Raw genomic sequence first — 18,570 nt, 5'->3', positions numbered from 1 at the left:
GCGGTACTATGCGACGTATAACCCCTGGGATGGAGCGACCTCTGCCGGGGGCATCAAAGCGGTATCGCGGCACGGGCGCAGCGCGTCGGGCCCGTTTCTTTCTCTTCCAACCAAGGGCTCGCCCGGCTGCCCCCCTTGGTTGCGCGACTTGGCGCGTATTCGCCGCGCAAGCGTCGCGTTGCATGCTACGGAGGGTCTTATGGCGAAGGTACCCGCAGTGAAATTGAACGACGGCAACAAGATTCCCCAGTTGGGCCTGGGGGTCTGGCAGGTGCCGGACGAGCAGGCCGCCTCCAGCGTGAAGGAGGCGCTGGCGGCTGGTTACCGGTCGGTGGACACCGCGGCCATCTATGGCAACGAGGCCGGCGTGGGCGCGGGCCTGCGCGCGGCCGGGGTGGCGCGCAAGGATCTGTTCATCACCACCAAGCTCTGGAATGACAGGCATGACTACGACCATACGCACAAGGCGATGGACGAGAGCCTGGAGAAGCTGGGCCTGGCCTACGTGGACCTGTACCTGATCCATTGGCCGGTGGCGGGCAGCGAGAAGTTCCTGGACGCCTGGCGCGCCATGGCCGAAATGAAGGAAGACGGCCGCGCGCGCTCGATCGGCGTGTCCAACTTCACGCAGGCCAACCTGGAACGCCTGATCGATGCGTCCGGCGTGACGCCGGCGGTGAACCAGATCGAGCTGCATCCGGGGTTCACGCAAGGCGGACTGCGGGCCTTTCATGCCCGGCACGGCATCGCGACCGAATCCTGGAGCCCCCTGGCGCAAGGCGGCATCACCAAGGAAAAGGTCATCCTGGACCTGGCGAAGAAGCACGGCAAGTCGCCCGCCCAGGTGACCCTGCGCTGGCATCTGCAAAGCGACCTGATCGTGATCCCGAAGTCGGTCACGCCGGCCCGCATCCGCGAGAACATCGACGTGTTCGACTTTGAGCTGTCCAGAGAGGACATGGCCGCGATCGACGGGATCAAGGAAGGCGCGCGACTGGGGCCGGACCCGGAAAAGTTCGGCGGGTAGGGGCCAGGATCCGGCGGGCGCGGCGCGCGGGGCCGCGCGGCTTGCCGGATCATCCGGCGTCTTCTAGTGCTTGAGCGGATACGCCCAGTAGCGCACGATGACCACGAGCAGGATGGTCAGCGAGATCCAGGATGCCCAGTGCCAGGCGCCGGTGCCCAGCAGGGCGGCCAGCAGGCCGAACACGCTCAGGACGCCCAGCAGGAAAGGCGCGCCCCAGACGAACATGAAGCCGCGGCCGCCTTTGCTTTTGGTCTTGCTCATGCGGGAGTCCTTTGCGGGGCGGCGGCTGCCTGGTGTTTCTTCACGAGTTCGTTGATGCGGGCTTCGGTGGCGCGGCGGCGCGCCACCCACAGATAGAGTCCGCTGACGAGGACCACGATGGTGACGAGATCCAGCAACACCCAGATGATCTTCAGGGGCAGGCCCCCGTAGTCGCCAAAATGCAGGGGGCGCGATACTTCCAGCGCCGTCAGATACCAAGGCATCCGGGCCACGGTGGTCAGTTCGCCGGTCTTGCCGTCCACCAGCACGGGCGTGTTCAGCTTGGAAGTCAGGGGCGAATCGCCGCGCATCCAGGCGATGTAGTGGTGGGGGCTGCCGAAGGCATTGCCGGGGAAGGAAATGAACGACACTTCGTTGCCCGGCAGGGCCTTTTTCGCGGTGTCGGCGGCCAGTTGGGCGGAAGCCAGCTCGGTGGGCACGGACTGGCCCTTGTAGGGCTCCAGGATGCGCGCGACCTCGGTGGATTGCCACAGGCGGAACAGCGGAGTCGACAGTTCATTGATGACGCCGGTGAAGCCCACCACGAATGCCCAGACCAGCGTCACGATGCCCAGCAGGTTGTGCAGGTCCAGCCACTTCAGGCGCGTGGAGCGCGTGGCGCGCACGGTGCCGAACTCCAGCTTCTTCATGAAGGGGCCGTAAAGCACGACCCCGGACACGATGGCCACGCAGAACAGCAGGCCCATGAAGCCCAGGAAGAGCTCGCCGGTCAGGCCTGCGAACAGGTCCACGTGCAGGGCCAGCATGATGCCCATGAAGGAAAACTTGTCCTCGGTATAGAGCGGGCCATCCAGCAGCACGTCGCCCGTGCGGGCGTCCATGCGCACGGCGTGGCCGGAGACCTGGCCGTCGCCGGGCTTTTTCGCCATGCCCACGAAGACCTGGGGTTCGTCGGGATCGAAGAACAGGTAGTCGACGACCTCGCCGGGGTACATGGCCCGGGCGCTGTCCACCAGCTTGTCCAGGTTTGCCGGGGGCGTGCTGGCGGGGACGTTCGACACCGGCTTGCCGTCATCCAGCCAGTGTTCGATCTCGTGATGGAACACCAGCGGCAAGCCGGTAAGACAGATGATGAGCAGGAAGATCGTGCAGACCAGGCTGGTCCATTTATGGACCAGATACCAGGTTTTGATGGTGGACGCGGCTGTCATGGCGACGGCAGGGAGCGGCGCGCGCGGCCCCCTTTCAGGAATCAGTTGGGAAAGTGGGAACATTATCACGAACAAGAGCTATTCTCGTAACGCAATTTGACCCTTCCGGTAACGAGGCGGTTCGTGGGGACGGAGCAAAGCGGGTTAAAAAGAAGGGTCGGTTTTCCACTGCGGTAGTTCTGAATCATCATGGAGCAGCGTTTCCTTAAAGTCCCGCGCAACGAATCCGGCCGCGACTACGCGGTGGGCGATGTGCATGGACATTTTTCCCGGTTGCAGGAGAGCCTGGACCGGCTGGGCTTTGATCCCGCCCGGGATCGGCTGTTTTCCGTGGGCGACCTGGTCGACCGCGGCCCGGAAAGCGAGGCCGCGCTGGAATGGCTGGCCCGGCCCTGGTTCCACGCGGTCCAGGGCAACCACGAGGACTACGCGATCCGCCACGTACGCACCGGCCAGGTCGACGTGCTGAACTGGCGCGGCTACGGCGGCGGGTGGTTCCTGGACCTGCCCCCCGAGCGGCAGCAGGTCTTTGCCGAAGCCTTCACGAAATTGCCTATCGCCATCGAGGTAGAGACCTTGGCTGGCGCGGTGGGCCTGCTGCATGCCGATTGCCCGGTGCTGTTCTGGCCACGCCTGGAATCCGCCCTGCAGGACCGCTACCGGCGCACCAGCGCGGCCTGCCAATGGTCACGCGACCGGCTGCGCCAGATGGATCGCACCGGCATCCGGGGCGTGCGGGCCGTGGTGGCGGGGCATACCCCGGTGGCATCGCCTTTGTTGCTGGGCAACGTCTATCACATCGACACCGAGGGCTGGAACGAGGGCTACTTCACCTTTCTGGACCTCGAATCCCTGCAGGCCTGGCCGTGCGAGGTCGTGACCGAGGCGGCGGCCGTCGAGTAGGTCCAGGCGGACAGAAAATGAAACGGGCGCCCTGAGGCGCCCGTTCTTTTTCATGCGGCGTCTATAGCGGCCGGGCCGTCACGGAGCCGGGGCTGTTGACGGCGCTGGCGCGCGCGCCAGTGGGGTCGGGGTCGGCGCCGGGGGCCGGCATGGCTGGCGCCTGCGGGCTGGCGGCAGGCGCGTTGTCGGCGCGCGGCACGGGGATAGGCATCAGGGGCGGCTGGACGGGGCTGTCCTGCGGGGCCATGGCGCCGCCCGGAGGCAGCGGTTTCACCGAGGTGTCGACGCCGTCCGTGGAGCGGTTGTTGTTCAGGAAGTCGGTCAGCGCGTCGCCCGAGGACAGGTCCAGCGAGGCCACCGCCTGGCCGGGCGGGAACTCGGTGAAGAAGTACTCGCCGTTGTCCACCAGCAGGCCGTCGGGACGGGGCGCGGGTTTGACTTCCGCCACGCCCTTGAGGACCGGCTGCATGTAGTCCAGCCAGGTGCTCAGGGCCAGGCCGCTGCCGAATTCATTGGTGCCCAGCGACTTGGGCTGGTCAAAACCCATCCAGACGGTGGTGGCCAGATTGGGCGTGAAGCCCGAGAACCAGACGTCCACCGCGTCATTGGTGGTGCCGGTCTTGCCGCCGACGTCGTTGCGCTTGAGCACCTGGTGCGCACGGGCGGCGGTGCCGTTGACCGTCACGCCGCGCAGGATGTCGTCCATGACCCAGGCGGTGCGCGGGTCGATGGCGCGCGCCTCGGCGTCGCCGGCGACGACGGGCTGCGCCTGCATCAGCACCTTGCCGGAACGGTCGGTGACGTGGTCCACCAGATAGGGCGTGACGCGGTAGCCGCCGTTGGCGAACACGCTGTAGCCGTTGACGACCTGCAAGGGCGTGGCGCCGCCCGCGCCCAGCGCCAGCGGCAGCACAGCCGGCCAGCGGGACTTGTCGAAGCCGAAGCGGGTGAGATAGTCCTGCGCGTACTGCGGCGTGATGGCCTGCAGGATGCGGATCGACACCATGTTCTTGGAACGCATCAGGCCCTGGCGCAGGGTCAGCATGGGTTCGTACTGGTTGCCGTCGTTCTTGGGCTGCCAGGCCTTGGAGCCGGTCTGCTCCGCGGTCAGCATGAAGGGCTGGTCCGAGATCTGCGTGGCGGGCGTCAGGCCGCGCTCCAGGGCCGCCGCGTAGACGAAGGGCTTGATGTTGGAGCCGGGCTGGCGCCAGGCCTGCGTGACGCGGTTGAAGGTGCCGCGGTTGTAGTCGAAGCCGCCGATCATGGCGCGGATGGCGCCGTCCTGCGGGACCATGGACACCAGCGCGGCCTGCAGCGCGGGCATGTTGATGATTTCCCAGTTGTCGCCGGTCTTGTGGATATAGACCACCGAGCCGCGGCGGATGCGCTGGCTATCGCTGGCCTTGGGGTTCAGGGCCCGGGCGACGACGGACAATGCCTTCTTGTCCGAGATCGTGATGATGTCGCGCGCGCTGCGCGCCACCGTGACTTCGGTGGGGCTGGCTGCCAACACGACGGCGGCCAGCAGGTCTTCGCTGTCGGGCGTTTTTTCCTGCACGCCGTCCAGGATCTCGTCCAGCGCCTGCGCGTCCTTTTCGACGTCGTCGGGCAGGTCGACCTGGTCTTCGGGCCCCGGATACACGGCGCGGCGCGTGTAGTCCATGACGCCGTCGCGCACCGCGCGGTAGGCCGCCTCCTGCGCCTTGGAGTCGATCGTCGTGTAGACGTCGATGCCCTTGGAATAGGTGTCTTCCTGGAACACGCCGTACATCAGCTGGCGCGCCAGTTCGGCGGGGTAGTCGCCGTGGACCGCGAAGCCGCGCGCGCTGGTGCCGTCCGCGCCGCGGATCGTCAGGCGTTCCTTCAGGGCTTCGTCGGCCTGTTCGGGCGTCAGGTAGCCCAGCGTCTTCATGCGGCCCAGCACGTAATGCTGGCGGATCTCGGCGCGCGGGAAGTTGGTGATGGGGTTGAAGCGCGAAGGAGCCTTGGGGACGCCGGCCAGCATGGCGGCTTCGGCCGCGGTCACTTCCGACAGGGGCTTGCCGAAATACGTGCGCGAGGCGGCGGCGAAGCCATAGGCGCGGTGGCCCAGGTAGATCTGGTTCATGTAGAGCTCGAGGATCTGGTCCTTGGTGAGCTCGGACTCGATCTTGAACGTCAGCAGCAGTTCATAGAACTTGCGCGAATAGGTCTTTTCCGACGACAGGTAGAAATTGCGCGCGACCTGCATGGTGATCGTGCTGCCGCCCTGCGTCTTGGAACCCTTGACCAGGTTGGTCAGCACCGCGCGCGCCACGCCCATCCAGTCGACGCCGCCGTGGCTGTAGAAACGGTCGTCCTCGGCCGCCAGCACCGCCTGCCGCATTACCGGGGGAATCTCGTCAAAGCGCAGCACGTTGCGGTGCTCTTCGCCGTATTCGCCGATCAGCACCTTGTCCGCGGTGTAGATGCGCAGCGGCACGCGCGGCCGGTAGTCGGTCATGGCGTGCAGGTCGGGCAGGCTGGGCCACGCCAGGGCCAGGGCGAGCCCGACCAGGACGGCCCCGCACACGGCGGCTCCGGCCACGGCGATGCCCGCTTTGACCAGTAGTCGTTTCCAGGGAAGGCCCGATTTGCCGCCCGGGGTGGCGGAGGATTGCTGGGGGGTGCTCATTGCAGGCGATTCTAGGGCAGAACGCTATAGACCGCCCATGGCGCAATAAGGTTTCAGTAACCAAATCTGCCGGGTGGGCGATGCGGGGCGATCTGCCAATGAAATAAGGGGACGGACTGTAGGATACGCGGGCTGCGGCTCTTGCGCGCCGCCAGGACGCGCGCGCGCCCTGAACTGTATTGCGCGCCGTGACAAACAGCAAGGCCCGTTGCAGGCGCCGGGGGCTGTGTCAGGTGGCGTTCAGCAGCGCGGCCGAAGCGGGGACGGATTGCAGGTAGCGTTGCGGCGGGGCGCCCAGGGCGCGATGGAACATGGCGGAGAAAGCGCTGGCGCTGCGGTAGCCCAGGTCGGAGGCGATGCGCGCCACCGGCACGCCCAGCGACAGCCTGCATACGGCGTCCGCCAGCCGCACCTGCTGCACCCACTGCCGGTAGTTCAGCCCCAGCTCGGACTGGAACAGGCGGATCAGGGTGCGCGCGCTGGCGCCGACTTCGCTGCCCCAGTCTTCGATGCCGCGCTGCAGGCCGGGCTGGTCCAGGATCGCGGTGCAGATGGTCTGCAGGCGCCGGTCGCGCGGCCAGGGAATCTGGATGGGCACCACGCGGGCGGCGGACAGTTCGGCAAGAATCAGGGCCGCGATCTGTTCCACCCGGCCTCCCAGCGGGTAGTCGATGGGTTCGGCGGTCAGCGACAGGATCAGTTCGCGCAGCAGCCCGCTGACCTCGATCACCTGGCATTGCGGCCAGTAGCCCTGGGCGGCATCGGCCTGGATGTAGAGCGAACGCATGGATACCGCGCCTACCATGTCCACGCCGTGCGGCACGCCCGCCGGCACCCACAGCGCGCGCAGCGGCGGCAGGGCCCAGAACCCGCTGGGCGTGGTGACGCGCATCACGCCTTCCACCGCATAGATGAGCTGGGCCCGGGGGTGCGAATGGGCGCCCGTCTGGGCGCCGGCGGCGAATTCCTTGGCCATGGCGGTGACCACGCGCGGCCGGTCCTGGTAGTCCAGGGCATTGATGCTGCGGGCGGGATCGGGCACGGCGGCGGGGCGGACTGGCATGAGTGTCACTTCCGACGAAAGGATGAGAAGGGGAATGAAAGTGCGTTGACCGTATTTTGTCACTTTGGCGACGAAAATTGGCAGATCGGTCCGGCCGCGGATTCCTACACTGTCCGCAGGCCCCGGCATCACGCCGGGCAGGCTCATCCTCTACGTGTGCGACCCATGAACTCCGCTCAGAATCCTGCTGCCCGCGTCCCCGGCGGCCACGCTTCCCCCGCCGCGGCAACGGCAGGCCCGACGGCCGCCTCGGATCCGTCCACCGCCTTCAAGGTGCTGGGCGCGATCAGCGTGGCGCATCTGATGAACGACATGATCCAGTCGATCCTGTTGGCGATCTACCCCATGCTCAAGGACTCGTTCAGCCTGTCGTTCACGCAGATCGGGCTGATCACCCTGGTCTATCAGCTGGCCGCGTCGCTATTGCAGCCCTTCATCGGTTTCTATACCGATCGCCATCCGAAGCCGTATTCGCTGCCCGTGGGCATGGGATTCACGCTGGTGGGCCTGTTGCTGCTGTCGGTGGCGCCGTCGTTCGGCTGGCTGCTGGTGGCGGCCGTTCTGGTGGGCACGGGTTCATCGGTGTTCCATCCCGAATCGTCACGCGTGGCGCGCATGGCCTCGGGCGGGCGGCACGGGCTGGCGCAGTCGCTGTTCCAGGTGGGCGGCAACGTGGGGTCGGCGCTGGGGCCGCTGCTGGCGGCGCTGTTCATCATTCCGCACGGGCAGGGCAGCGTTGCGTGGTTTTCCCTGGCGGCCCTGTTCGGCATCGTGGTGCTGACGGGCATCGGCCGCTGGTACAGCGCCAACCGCGTGCTGCTCAAGCCGCGCGCGCGCCGCGAAAGCGCCGGCAACGGGCTGTCGCGCAATCGGGTGCTGGGCGCCTTGGTCGTGCTGGGCGTGCTGGTGTTCTCCAAGTACTTCTACCTGGCCAGCCTGAACAGCTATTTCACCTTCTACCTGATCGACAAGTTCGCACTGTCGGTGCGCGAGGCGCAGCTCTATCTGTTCCTGTTCCTGGCCGCCGTGGCGGTGGGCACGGTGGTGGGCGGGCCGGTAGGCGACCGGATCGGCCGCAAGATCGTGATCTGGGTGTCCATCCTGGGCGTGGCGCCGTTCACGCTGATGCTCCCGCACGCCGACCTGTTCTGGACGGGCGTGCTGGTCGTGATCATCGGGGTGGTGCTGGCGTCGGCGTTCTCGGCGATCGTGGTCTATGCCCAGGAGCTCGTGCCGGGCAAGGTGGGCATGATCGCCGGCCTGTTCTTCGGCTTTGCCTTCGGCATGGGCGGACTGGGCGCGGCGGCGCTGGGCAGGCTGGCCGATGCCACCAGCATCGGCTTCGTGTACGAGGTCTGCGCCTATCTGCCCTTGCTGGGCGTGGTGGCCATACTGCTGCCCAAGGTGGAAAAGGCCAAGGCCTAGCCGGTGCGCACGGACTGCAGGTGGGGGTAACGGTATTCGATGCCGTTGATATCCCCCTCGGCGCCGTGATGGACGATGGCGATGCGGGCGGAACGCAGTTGCGCGAGCTGGGCGGCGCTGACCGCGAAGCTCCTGGCCAGGCGCTGGTCGCCCAGCGGCCTGATCGGCTTGCGGCGGTCCTTGCCGGCGAAGCGGCGGTGGTTGTAGAGCGCCCACCCCACCAGCACCGCGGCGTTGACCCCCGCCAGCAGCGCATAGCCCCAAAGCGTGTGCATGGTGGGCAGGAAGACCGGCCAGAGCGGGGCGCCGGGGCCGCCCGCGGCCCCGCGCAATATTGCCAGGATGCCGGCGCCAAACAGATAGACGAAGGCGAACCAGCCGACGGCGGTCAGGGCGAGGTCGAACAGATAGCCCGCGCGCGAGCGTTGCGTGGTGATGATCATGATGCGTCCGGTGACTTGATGCCGCGGTCCGGGCTGGTCCAGCGTGCGCGCCGGGCCTGCTTGCGGAGCATGACTTTGGGAAAGCTGACCAGGGTGGTGAACAGGCTTACCATCCAGTAGGCCAGCGGATACCAGATGACCCAGTAGAGGGCGCGCGTGAGGCCGGGTTCGTAGCGGCGGTCGATCAGGATGCTGACCGCGAATTGCAGCAGGCACACCACGGCCAGCATCATGCCGGTAAAGGCCGGCGGCATCAGGCTGGCGATCTGCATGTTATTGGGCAGGGTCGCGACCTGGCTGATGAGCCAGAGCAGCACGGACACGCCGAACGCAAAGGCCCAGGCCGTGGACAGGCAGAATTCCGCCACCAGCGGCCACAGGCGGCGATGGCGCCAGCTCCAGATCGAGCGCAGGTTCTTCAGGAATACCTCGGCGCCGCCCTGGGCCCAGCGCAGGCGCTGCTTCCACAGCCCGCGCAGGGTCTCGGGCATCAGGATCCAGCACAGTCCGCGCGGCTCGTAGAAGATGGACCAGTGGTCGCGCTGCAGTTTCCAGCTGATGTCGATGTCCTCGGTGATCATGTCCAGGCTCCAGTAGCCCACGCGGTCCAGCGCCGTGCGGCGGAACGCCGCGACGACGCCCGACACCGTGAAGACCTGGCCGTAGACGCGCTGGGTGCGCTTGATGAGCCCGATGATCGACGAGAACTCGCCCACCTGGATGCGGCCGATCATGGTGGACCGGGTGCGGATGCGCGGGTTGCCGGTGACGGCGCCCACGCGCGGGTTGTCGATCAGCGGCGCCACCAGGTAGGCGGCGGCGTCGGGATCCAGCACCGCGTCGCCGTCGATGCAGACCAGGTATTCGCTGCGGGCCGTCAGGGCGCCCATGCGCAACGCCATGGCCTTGCCCTGGTTCTGGGCCAGATGCACGACGCGCAGCCGCGGGTGTTCGCCGGCCAGGCGGTCCAGCATCTGGCCCGTGCCGTCGCTGGAGCCGTCATTGATGGCGATGACCTCGATGTGCGGGTAGTTCTGGCCGAGCGCGGCGAGCAGGGTTTCCTCGCCGTTGTCCGCCTCGTTGAAGCACGGCACCAGGATGGACACCAGCGGCGCGCCGGCCAGTGCCGGCGGCTGCCGGTCGGCGCCCCATTGCCAGTGCCGTTCCCAGTGCCACCAGAAATAGATGCCGCCCGCCATCCACATGCCGGACATGAACAGGGGGTAGAAGAACACGAAGCCCAGGAGCGCTTCGCCGGTCAGCATCAAGGTGAAGCCGAACGGCGCGCCGAGCACCGCGCAGAGAATAAGCAGGGCGATCAATCGGTCTGTCATTGGACGGGGTACCACGCTTCGGAGATGGCGGGCCGGATGCCTTGCAGCCGGGGTTGGTCTTGCGAGAAGTCGTCGGGGTAGTAGCCAAAGCTGCGGGCGCCGCGCAGTTGCAGGCGCCGCATCCAGCCCGCCAGGACGTCGGTGTCCACGGGCGTCGCCTCGGGCCGGCCGGGCCCTGTGCGCCAGTCGCGGCTTTGCAGCTCGAACACCGTCTTGTTCAAGGCGCCGGGATGGCGGGCGACGGTATCGACCAGTGAGTCCAGCCACGCGTTTTCCTTGCCCTTGGGCACGTCCTCCATCAGCGGCATCGCCATGGGGGCGGTCCAGTCGTAGGCGCCCAGGAAGTCGTCCAGGTTCTGCGCGAACCAGGTTTCGCTTTCGGGGTTCAGGACAGGCTGCGCGTAGAGGTTGCGGGCCGTCTTGATCTGCGGTCCGCGCACCTCGCGCACGCGCCCGGCCAGCGTGGCGGTGAAGTCCACCAGGGCGCGGCTTTTGTAGCGGGTCCAGCGTTGCAGCGTATCCGGATCCGCGCGCAGTTCGGCGATGCTGCCCGGCAGGCCAGCCGCCCGGTAGGCGGCCAGCGCGGCGGGGCTGGCGTCTTCGAAGTCCGAGAGCAGGGCATCGTCGTGGAACAGAATGCCGTCGAAGATCGCGTAGCGGGCCAGGTCTTCGTACAGGTCGCCAATGCGGGAGCGGACGGTGGCGTCGAAGGGCGACAGCCGGCGGTACTGCGCGGGGTCGGGGGCGGCCAGCCCCGAATCCGGGTCCCAGCGCAAGACGCGCGGCAGGGATGGGTCCAGGTCGAAAGCCAGCACCGGCATCCAGGCGTAGACCATCACGTTGGCGCGGTTGTGCAATTGCCAGGCCGCGCGGTTGAACAGGTCGGCGCGCATGGGCAGCCAGCGGTTGGGGAAGTACAGCGACTTCACCAGGCCGTCGCCTTCCGGGTCCGAATAGGCTTGCAGGAATACGGTGTTGATCTGCATGTCCAGGATGCGCTGCACCAGCACGCCCAGGTTGCGGTCGGTCTGCGCCGGGTCCGGATCGTAGACATAGTCCAGGTCGATGTGCGCCACGCGCATGAACGGCTCGGCTTCCATGCCGATCACGCTGTTGGAGAAGGACTTGAGTACGGGATCGCTGGACAGCAGCAGGCGGGGCGTGGACATCAGGCGGCCCAGGCGGCCGGCGCCGTCCTCCAGCGTCAAGGCCAGTTGATAGCCGTTTTCGGCGGTGATGCGCAGCGTGGAGCCGCCTTCCGCGCCGTAGGGCCAGACCCAGACGCGCGGCTTCTTGCCGGTGGTGCGGCGGATCTTTTCGGTGATGGCGGCGACGTCGCGGCCCATGCGGGCGTTGAACTGCGCTTCGCTTTCGTACTGGCGGGCCCGCGCGTCGTAGGCGCGGATGGCGGCGGCGGGTTCGGTGTTGCCTTGGGGATTGGCCAGCGCGCCATAGTGCGAGGCATCGGTATGCGCCGCGATTTCCACCAGGCCGGAGCGGGAGATCTCGCGGATCTCGTCCCAGTTCAGGAAGCGTTCACGCGCTTGCGGACTGCCGCCGAAGTCCACGGGCTTGTCCGCCGGCGTGTCCATCCAGACGCCCACCGGAGCCAGCAGCGCGGGCCAGCCGTAGGCCTTCAGGATGGGCAGCACGCGGGTATGGAAGCTGCGGTAGCCGTCGTCGAACGACAGCAGCACGGCGCGGTCGGGCAGATCCTGGCCGCCCTGGCGGGCGGCCAGGATCTGGTCCACGGACACGGCCTGATAGCCGTTGGCGCGCAGCCAGGCCAGCTGTTCGGCCAGGCGGTCGGTGCGCACGCTGAGAAAGCCCTGGTCGGGGTTCTCGTCTTCGACGTCGTGATAGGCCAGGGCCAGGAACTGGCCCTTTACCCAAGGCTGTTCGGCGGGCGCGACGGGGCGCTCGGCTGGCGGCGTGTAGACGGGGATGTCCTTGGCGCAGGCGGTCAGCAGCAGGAACACGAACAGCAGCAGGCCGGCAAGAATGAGTCGGGTATGGAATTTGAGCATCATGACGGTATCGGAGGCCGGGTTCAGAAGCGGTAGGCGAGGTCGAACACGATGCGCAGTTCGCGCTCGCGTTCGCCGTCGTACGGGCGGCTGATGCCGGTGACCATGGCGCCCATGTCCAGGACGTCGTTCGCGCGATAGCGCTGGCCGTAGCCCAGCGCGACGACGCCGCCGGTGCCATGGCCTTGCTGGCTGTAGGCGCCGGCGCCGAGCGTGCCGATCTGTTCCCAGGCGATTTCGTAGCGCCGGTAGAGCGTGTGCGTCACGCGCACGCCAGGCATGGCCATGAAGTCCGCGCTGGGGTTGAAGTAGGGCGCGTCGTCCAGCGTATTGCGCTGCGACGACAGGTCCAGCTCCAGGTCGGCCTTCAGGTGCGGCGCGGTGTAGACGCGTTCGCGGCCATTGAGCCCCAGTTCCCAGCGGCTGTTGCCATCGCTGAAGCGCGAGGGCGCCACCGACAGCGTCCATTCGCGCCTTTCATTGGCGCGCCAGCGCACGAAGGCGGACAACCGGTTGGACGAGACGTCATTGGTCAGCGCGCGCAGCGGCGTGTCGCGCGACATGATTTCTCCGGAGCCGCCCACTTGCCAGTGGTCGTCCAGGTCGTAGGCGGCCGATAGCCGCAAGCCGGGCTTCACGCCGTGGCCGTAGTCGTGGGTGGACACCTCGCCTTCCACCGTCAGGTCGCGGCCGCGCCATTCGACGCCGGTGCGCAGCCAGCGGTAGTTGCCGCGGCCTTCCTCGAAGTCGCCGGTGGCGTAGCCGCCGCCGCCGAAGACGCGCCAGTTGTAGTCGATGGGCGACGAATACAGCACGGCGTCGATGCCGAAGTCGCCGTTGCCGTTGACGGGGCTGTCGTTGGCCAGGCCGCGATAGCCGCTGATCCGCAGTTCGGCCTTCTGATGGACCTCCCACTCGCGGGCCAGACGGCGGCTGGTCAGGTTTTCGGGAGAACGGGCCAGCGTGTCACGGGACAGCGCCTCGGCCTGCCGCCATTCCTGCAGGTCCAGCGCGGTAAAGCCCTGGCCGTTTTCCACGCCCAGGCCGCGGGGCGACAGGGTCTCGGCCATTTTCAGTTCGATCTCCGAGGCGCGGGGCAGCGAGCGGGCGCGGTAGACGGTGGCCAGGTCGCCGCGCAGTCCGGAATTGTTCGGGGCCAGTCCGACCATCTCTTCAAGGCGCTGCTGGGCGGCGACGGTGTCGTCGGCCTGGAGCCGGGCAACGGCCAGCGTCTGGCTGCTTTCCAGGTTCAGGTCGTTGGGCATGCGCGTGGCCTGGCCCTTGTAGTAAAGCCAGGGGGCATAGCCCGACTGGACTCCTTCCGCGATGGCCCCGGTCTGGTCGTATTGCTCGCCTTCGGCCAGCGCGTAGTACAGGCCCGTTTCGGTCGCCAGGCGGTCCTCGGGCGAGTCAGCGCGCAAGGCGTCGCTGGCGGCGACCTGGCGGTAGATGTCGCGGGCGCGCTCGGGCTGGCGCAGATACAGATAGGCCGAGGCGACGTCGTTCAGCGCGAAGCGCGGCACGTCGGTGCCGTCGGCCAGCAGCGCCTCGTACTCCTGCGTGAGTTCCTGCATGCGCGCGCGGGCGTGCAGGGCGTGCAGGCGGTCGATACGAGCACGCAGCACGTCGCCGCGGGCCTCGTCGCCCAACTGGCTCCAGGCGGAAATCGCGGCGTCGTACCCGGCCAGCGCGCGGTCGGCGATGACAAAGCGCTCCGCCTCGCTGCGCGCGGGCATGGCTGCCAGCCGGGCCTCCTGGGCCAGCGCGTCGGCCTGCAGGCCGCGCATCTGGCCCGCGTCGAAGAGATCGGCGTGGCGGCGCGCCAGTTCCAGCGCGACGTCGGCCATGCGGGCGGCTTGCAGCGCGAGGATGTATTCACGCAGCACGTATGACGTGCCGGGCGCGTTGGCCAGCGCCTGGTCGGCCTGGCGCAATCCTTCGAAGGGCTTGCCCTGGCGCGCTTGGACGTAGCTGAGCGCCAGCCGGGCATCGGCGTCGCGGGGGTGGCGCTTGACCCATCGTTCCCCGGCCTGGGTTGCGGCCGCGAACTGTCCGGCATCGGCCAGGGTCATGATCTCGCCGGCGGCGAAGGCGGACTGGGCAGGGTAGCGGCGCATGCCCGTCCGGTAGCTGGTCAGCGCCTGGGGCCAGTGCTGCGCATCGCGGTAGGCGCGCGCCACGGCCAGTTGCACGTCGGCGGGCAGATCGGCGCCGGGAGGCAGTGTCTCGTAGGCGGCGATGGCTTCGGCCGGCTTGCCGGCCCAGCCGGCGATGATGATGTGGTCCTGGATCGCCCGCGCGCCGGCGGCCGGGCCTTGCTGGCGCAGCATGGCCAGCGCGGGCTCATAGTCTCCGGCGCGGGCTCGCTCGATCAGCGCGTCATAGCCCTCCACCGGTCCGCCCAGCGCCAGCGCGGGAGCCAGCACGGCGCAGGCCGCCATCAGGTTCAGTTTCGATCCGGCAACACGGGGTCGCTTCGGTCCTTTGATTGGCATCTGTAGTACTTCCGCAGTTGCGACTCGGGGCGTTCAGAAACCCGCCGCCCTTGGGGCGCGCGTGCCGGCAACGCCGGCAACGGACGCAGGTACGCAAACACGCCTGCGGCGCGGGATTGAACGTTCGATTGGGGACTGCGCGGCGCCCGCTGCGGGGACCTTCGCACTCGCGCTAAGGGAGTGCATGGCTAGTACGCGCCACGCCCGTTGGGCGTGATCGCGGCGCTCTTGCGGCGCCGTCGATAGCGTGGACTTTAGGGGGTTTTTACCAAGTTAACTGTCAAGTACTGCAAAGAGGGCAGCACCTGGGGCCGGGCTTGTCGTATTCTTCGTCGCATGCCGTGCAATCGTCTTGGCGCGGGCAGTAAAGGTTCAGGACGGATAGACATGCGTCGCCCCGTGGCCTCGTGCATGAGGAGGTCTTTTCGTTGTTATGGTAACAAAAAGCATCAAAAATGCTTACGTGTAACGCGTCTCCTAGTGCGAACCCAGTGCAACAGCAGTTCCAAGCGACGGCGAAGGCCCAGAAGGCTCAAGCCGGCATAAACCATGACGACTTCTTTGTTTTTCCTTATGTGGGGTCTGGCGACGGCATTGGCGCTGCCGTTGCTGTTGCCGTTTCACGCCCGCGGAGTGGAGGGCGTGCCCGCATTCACGGCGGCGAACGCGCTGGCCGTGCTGTCCATGCTGGCGTATGCCGCGGCGGAGATAATTTCCCCCAGCGCCTACGTGATGGTGTCGAACACGGCCTGGGTCTGTGCGGTCGCTTTGGTCTACATCGGCGTGCGGCAGTTCTTCGGGTTGCGCCCGCACGTGCTGCGCACGGTCATTCTTTGTTCGCTCTGTACGTTTGCGTTTGCCCTGCTGCTGTATCGCAACGACGACCAGGGCGGGCGCATGATGCTGTTTTCGGCTTATACCTGCGTGCTGATGTCGGCAACGGGCGGGGTCATCTTCCGGCAGCGCAAGCGCATCCAGACGACCGGCGTGGTCCTCTACCTGATGCTGGCGATCTTCGGGCTGGTGGCGCTGCACGCGTTGCGCGTGTACGTCTACGGGATGGGGCTGGCAGCGCCCGTGTCCCTGCTGCAGCCGTCGGCCTGGGGCATGTTCTTCATCGTCTGCGGATCGGTCACGGTGCCGGCGCTGTTCCTGGCGCTGCTGCTCATGATCCAGACCTGCCAGTCCGAGAAAATGCAGGCCGCGCTGACCTTCGACAGCCTGACCCATGCATATTCGCGCCGCAGCATCCTGGATGAACTGGAGCACGAGCTCCAGCGCTGCGAACGCACCGGAGGCAAGCTGGCGGTGCTGGTGCTGGACATCGATCACTTCAAGTCCATCAACGACCGCTATGGCCATGCGGCGGGCGACACCGCGCTGCGCCACTACGCGCAGGTCGTGCAGAACGCGGTGCGCGCGAGCGACCGCTTCGGCCGGCTGGGCGGCGAGGAGTTCGTGCTGCTGATGTATGACTGCGATCCGGCCCGCGCGCTGGTGCATGCCCAGCGTGTCTGCGATGCCCTGCGCGATACGCCCCTGTACCTGCAGGGGCTGGAAGTGCCGATGACCACCAGCGGCGGACTGGCCTCGTATCAGTCGGGCGACAGCGCGGACGGCATCCTGGCCCGCGCCGACGTGGCGCTGTACCAGGCCAAGAAGCAAGGGCGCGACCGGGTGGAAATGGCCTGGAGCGCGCGCGGCGCGAGCCGCGCGGCCGCTCCGGCTCAGGAACGGGCGGCGGGCGACGCGCCGGCCGCCGCCCGGGGGGCCGCGGGCACTACGGCTTGAGGTGTTCCGTCAGGAACCTCTCCATGGCTTCGTAGAATTCGAACTTGTTCTCGTCGTTGTGGAAGCCGTGGCCCTCGTTGTCCTTGACCATGTATTCCACATCCACGCCGCGCGCCTTGAGCGCCGCGACCATCTGGTCGCTTTCGTCCTTGTTGACGCGCGGATCCTTGGCGCCCTGCGCCACGAACAGCGGTGTCCTGATCTTGTCCGCGTGCATCGCGGGCGAGGTCGCGGCCAGGCGCTCGCGGTCGCGTTCGGGGTCGCCCACCATGTCCTGCATCTTGGCCAGCATCGGCTTCCAGTACGGCGGAATGGACTGCATGAACGTGAACAGGTTGGACACGCCCACATAATCCACCGCGGCGGCATACAGTTCGGGCGTGAACGCGACGCCCGCCAGCGTGGCGTAGCCGCCATAGCTGGCGCCATAGATGCCGATGCGCTTGGGGTCGGCGATGCCTTGCTGCACCAGCCATTGCACGCCGTCCGTGATGTCGTCCTGCATCTTCAGGCCCCATTGCCCGAAGCCGGCCTCCCAGAAATCGCGGCCGTAGCCGGTGGATCCCCGGAAGTTCATCTGCAGCACGCAAAAGCCGCGGTTGGCCAGGAACTGCACCTCGGGGTTGTAGCCCCAGCCGTCACGCGCCCACGGGCCGCCGTGCGGATTCACGATGCAAGCCAGGTTCTTGGGCGCGCGGCCTGCAGGCAGCGTCAGGTAGCCGTGTATGGTCCTGCCATCCCGGCTCTGATAGCTGATGGGCTGCACCCGCGACATGTCGGCTTCGGGTATGGCCGGATTCAGGTCGGCCAGCTTGGTCAGCGTGTCGGCGGTGGCGTCGTAGATGTAGCGCGAGCCCGGCGTGCGGTCGTTATAGGCGGCGACGATGAACTTGTTTTCGTCGCGGTTGGCGCCCTGGATGACGAAGTCGTAGCCGCTCAGCCTGGCGGCCAGCGTCTTGTTCAGGGCCTCGGTTTCGGCGTCGAAGAACTTGTACTGCGGCTTGTCGGTCTGGTAGGAGGCCAGCGTCAGCACGCGGCGCTTGCGCGAGAACGCCGCGCCGTCCAGGTCCACCGTGTCGGGCGTGAAGATCACCTCCTCGGCGTCCGGGTTGGCCGGGTCGATGATCACCAGCGACAGCTTGTCGCGCCCGCGGTTGCTCAGGGCATAGAGCTTTTTGTCGTCGAAGGTGAAGAACGCCGGGCTGACGCTGGTGCGGTAATCGGTGGTGATCAGCGGGCGGAAATCCGAGGCTTCGTCTTCGCGGTAGAGCAGGGCGGTGTTCAGGCCGTCGCTGGTGATGGCGGCGCGCACCTTGCCCGCATGGTCCGTCTGCCAGCCGACGATGTTGCCGGGGTTCTGCGCCACCAGCACGGCCGCGCCGGTGTGGACATTGACGCGGTAGACGTCGAAGACTTCGGGATCGCGCTGGTTGTGGCTGATCAGGACGTGCTCGGGGTCGTCTTCCAGGTCGTCCTCGATGCCCGCGCGCACGCCTTCGTACGGGGTCAGGTCGGTGATCTTGCCGGTCTTGGCGTTGACGGCCAGCACATGGAAGTTCTCATCGCCGCCAAAGTCCTTCTGGTACAGCACCACGTCGGCGCCCTTCCAGAAATAGGCGCCGATGTCGCGCGCGGTTTCGCTGGTCAGCTGGCGGGGTTCGCCCACAAGCTGGCTGCCTTGCAGCGGCTGGACATAGATATTCATCCGGGCCGGATTGCCGTCCACGCTGGTGGGCTGCATGAAGGCAAGCGTCTGGCCGTCGTCCGACAGGCGGAAATAGCCGCGCTCCGGGTTGCGGAAGAAGTCTTTCAGAGGATAAGCGCGGGGAGGGGGCTGCGTGGCGCAGGCACCCAAGGTGGCGCCGACGATGCTGGCGGCCAGGACGGTGCGCGTCATGAATGAGAACAAGGGAAACCTCCGTGATGTCGATCCGCGTTGCGATGGGCGCGCTCGGGACGATGGGGCGGACCGCCAG

Annotated in this window: 13 protein-coding genes; 4 read left to right on the top strand and 9 right to left on the bottom strand. The window is 67.2% G+C overall.

What is annotated here, in order from left to right; all coding sequences use genetic code 11:
* Window positions 1-199 precede the first annotated feature (199 nt).
* Window positions 200-1,027, top strand: coding sequence for an aldo/keto reductase (locus HLG70_RS11845; RefSeq protein WP_171664589.1), 828 nt, complete (start codon window positions 200-202; stop codon window positions 1,025-1,027).
* 63 nt (window positions 1,028-1,090) lie between these two features.
* Here the strand turns inward: HLG70_RS11845 and HLG70_RS11840 are convergent, their stop codons facing one another.
* A complete protein-coding gene (locus tag HLG70_RS11840) occupies window positions 1,091-1,288 on the bottom strand; it encodes a hypothetical protein (RefSeq protein WP_171664588.1) in 198 nt (65 codons plus the stop codon).
* The gene (locus HLG70_RS11835) at window positions 1,285-2,460 is read right to left on the bottom strand and encodes a PepSY-associated TM helix domain-containing protein (RefSeq protein ID WP_171664587.1); all 1,176 of its coding nucleotides are present in this window, start codon (window positions 2,458-2,460) and stop codon (window positions 1,285-1,287) included. Before HLG70_RS11835 ends, HLG70_RS11840 begins: the two co-directional genes overlap by 4 nt.
* 189 nt (window positions 2,461-2,649) lie before the next feature.
* Here HLG70_RS11835 and HLG70_RS11830 point away from each other — a divergent pair, with 189 nt between their 5' ends.
* Window positions 2,650-3,363 (top strand): metallophosphoesterase, encoded by a 714-nt coding sequence (locus HLG70_RS11830; RefSeq protein WP_171664586.1) that lies wholly within the window; start codon window positions 2,650-2,652, stop codon window positions 3,361-3,363.
* A 61-nt stretch (window positions 3,364-3,424) separates the two neighbouring features.
* Here HLG70_RS11830 and HLG70_RS11825 read toward each other — a convergent pair whose 3' ends face one another.
* Both HLG70_RS11825 and HLG70_RS11820 read right to left on the bottom strand, forming a co-directional pair.
* Complete coding sequence (locus HLG70_RS11825) at window positions 3,425-6,016, bottom strand: penicillin-binding protein 1A (protein ID WP_171664585.1); 2,592 nt, start codon at window positions 6,014-6,016, stop codon at window positions 3,425-3,427.
* Between the two features lie 229 nt (window positions 6,017-6,245).
* Window positions 6,246-7,079: an AraC family transcriptional regulator gene (locus HLG70_RS11820; protein ID WP_171664584.1), complete on the bottom strand. Its 834-nt coding sequence runs from the start codon at window positions 7,077-7,079 to the stop codon at window positions 6,246-6,248.
* Window positions 7,080-7,244: 165 nt separating this feature from the next.
* Here HLG70_RS11820 and HLG70_RS11815 point away from each other — a divergent pair, with 165 nt between their 5' ends.
* Window positions 7,245-8,504: an MFS transporter gene (locus HLG70_RS11815; protein ID WP_171664583.1), complete on the top strand. Its 1,260-nt coding sequence runs from the start codon at window positions 7,245-7,247 to the stop codon at window positions 8,502-8,504.
* Here the strand turns inward: HLG70_RS11815 and pgaD are convergent.
* From pgaD to pgaA, 4 genes are read right to left on the bottom strand one after another with little or no spacing between them, the layout of a single operon-like run.
* On the bottom strand, window positions 8,501-8,947 hold the full coding sequence (gene pgaD, locus HLG70_RS11810; RefSeq protein WP_171664582.1) for a poly-beta-1,6-N-acetyl-D-glucosamine biosynthesis protein PgaD: 447 nt from the start codon (window positions 8,945-8,947) through the stop codon (window positions 8,501-8,503). The two genes, HLG70_RS11815 and pgaD, sit on opposite strands and share 4 nt — an antisense overlap.
* Complete coding sequence (pgaC, locus tag HLG70_RS11805; RefSeq protein WP_171664581.1) at window positions 8,944-10,281, bottom strand: poly-beta-1,6-N-acetyl-D-glucosamine synthase; 1,338 nt, start codon at window positions 10,279-10,281, stop codon at window positions 8,944-8,946. Before pgaC ends, pgaD begins: the two co-directional genes overlap by 4 nt.
* Window positions 10,278-12,311, bottom strand: a complete 2,034-nt coding sequence (gene pgaB / locus HLG70_RS11800) for a poly-beta-1,6-N-acetyl-D-glucosamine N-deacetylase PgaB (RefSeq protein ID WP_171664580.1) — start codon at window positions 12,309-12,311, stop codon at window positions 10,278-10,280. The genes pgaC and pgaB overlap by 4 nt, the downstream gene beginning before the upstream one ends.
* 20 nt (window positions 12,312-12,331) lie before the next feature.
* The gene (gene pgaA / locus HLG70_RS11795; RefSeq protein ID WP_171664681.1) at window positions 12,332-14,749 is read right to left on the bottom strand and encodes a poly-beta-1,6 N-acetyl-D-glucosamine export porin PgaA; all 2,418 of its coding nucleotides are present in this window, start codon (window positions 14,747-14,749) and stop codon (window positions 12,332-12,334) included.
* 603 nt (window positions 14,750-15,352) lie between these two features.
* Here pgaA and HLG70_RS11790 point away from each other — a divergent pair.
* Complete coding sequence (locus HLG70_RS11790; RefSeq protein ID WP_171664579.1) at window positions 15,353-16,594, top strand: GGDEF domain-containing protein; 1,242 nt, start codon at window positions 15,353-15,355, stop codon at window positions 16,592-16,594.
* On the opposite strand, the gene HLG70_RS11785 is transcribed toward HLG70_RS11790, so the two are convergent.
* On the bottom strand, window positions 16,584-18,491 hold the full coding sequence (locus HLG70_RS11785; RefSeq protein ID WP_419144769.1) for an alpha/beta hydrolase family protein: 1,908 nt from the start codon (window positions 18,489-18,491) through the stop codon (window positions 16,584-16,586). The genes HLG70_RS11790 and HLG70_RS11785 overlap by 11 nt on opposite strands.
* Window positions 18,492-18,570 lie beyond the last annotated feature (79 nt).

The sequence above is a fragment of the Achromobacter deleyi genome (genome assembly GCF_013116765.2).
Classification (GTDB): Bacteria; Pseudomonadota; Gammaproteobacteria; order Burkholderiales; family Burkholderiaceae_B; genus Achromobacter; species Achromobacter deleyi_A.
The sequence above is the reverse complement of the archived record's forward strand: the minus strand, read 5'-3'. Positions and strand labels throughout refer to the sequence as shown.

Excerpts from the sequence above, each read along its gene's own strand:
- HLG70_RS11815 (WP_171664583.1), top strand. The coding sequence starts at position 7,245 with ATGAACTCCGCTCAGAATCCTGCTGCCCGCGTCCCCGGCGGCCACGCT.
- HLG70_RS11845 (WP_171664589.1), top strand. The coding sequence starts at position 200 with ATGGCGAAGGTACCCGCAGTGAAATTGAACGACGGCAACAAGATTCCC.
- HLG70_RS11820 (WP_171664584.1), bottom strand. The coding sequence starts at position 7,079 with ATGCCAGTCCGCCCCGCCGCCGTGCCCGATCCCGCCCGCAGCATCAAT.
- HLG70_RS11830 (WP_171664586.1), top strand. The coding sequence starts at position 2,650 with ATGGAGCAGCGTTTCCTTAAAGTCCCGCGCAACGAATCCGGCCGCGAC.
- HLG70_RS11840 (WP_171664588.1), bottom strand. The coding sequence starts at position 1,288 with ATGAGCAAGACCAAAAGCAAAGGCGGCCGCGGCTTCATGTTCGTCTGG.
- pgaB (WP_171664580.1), bottom strand. The coding sequence starts at position 12,311 with ATGATGCTCAAATTCCATACCCGACTCATTCTTGCCGGCCTGCTGCTG.
- HLG70_RS11790 (WP_171664579.1), top strand. The coding sequence starts at position 15,353 with ATGACGACTTCTTTGTTTTTCCTTATGTGGGGTCTGGCGACGGCATTG.
- HLG70_RS11785 (WP_419144769.1), bottom strand. The coding sequence starts at position 18,491 with ATGACGCGCACCGTCCTGGCCGCCAGCATCGTCGGCGCCACCTTGGGT.
- HLG70_RS11835 (WP_171664587.1), bottom strand. The coding sequence starts at position 2,460 with ATGACAGCCGCGTCCACCATCAAAACCTGGTATCTGGTCCATAAATGG.
- HLG70_RS11825 (WP_171664585.1), bottom strand. The coding sequence starts at position 6,016 with ATGAGCACCCCCCAGCAATCCTCCGCCACCCCGGGCGGCAAATCGGGC.
- pgaC (WP_171664581.1), bottom strand. The coding sequence starts at position 10,281 with ATGACAGACCGATTGATCGCCCTGCTTATTCTCTGCGCGGTGCTCGGC.
- pgaD (WP_171664582.1), bottom strand. The coding sequence starts at position 8,947 with ATGATCATCACCACGCAACGCTCGCGCGCGGGCTATCTGTTCGACCTC.
- pgaA (WP_171664681.1), bottom strand. The coding sequence starts at position 14,749 with ATGGCGGCCTGCGCCGTGCTGGCTCCCGCGCTGGCGCTGGGCGGACCG.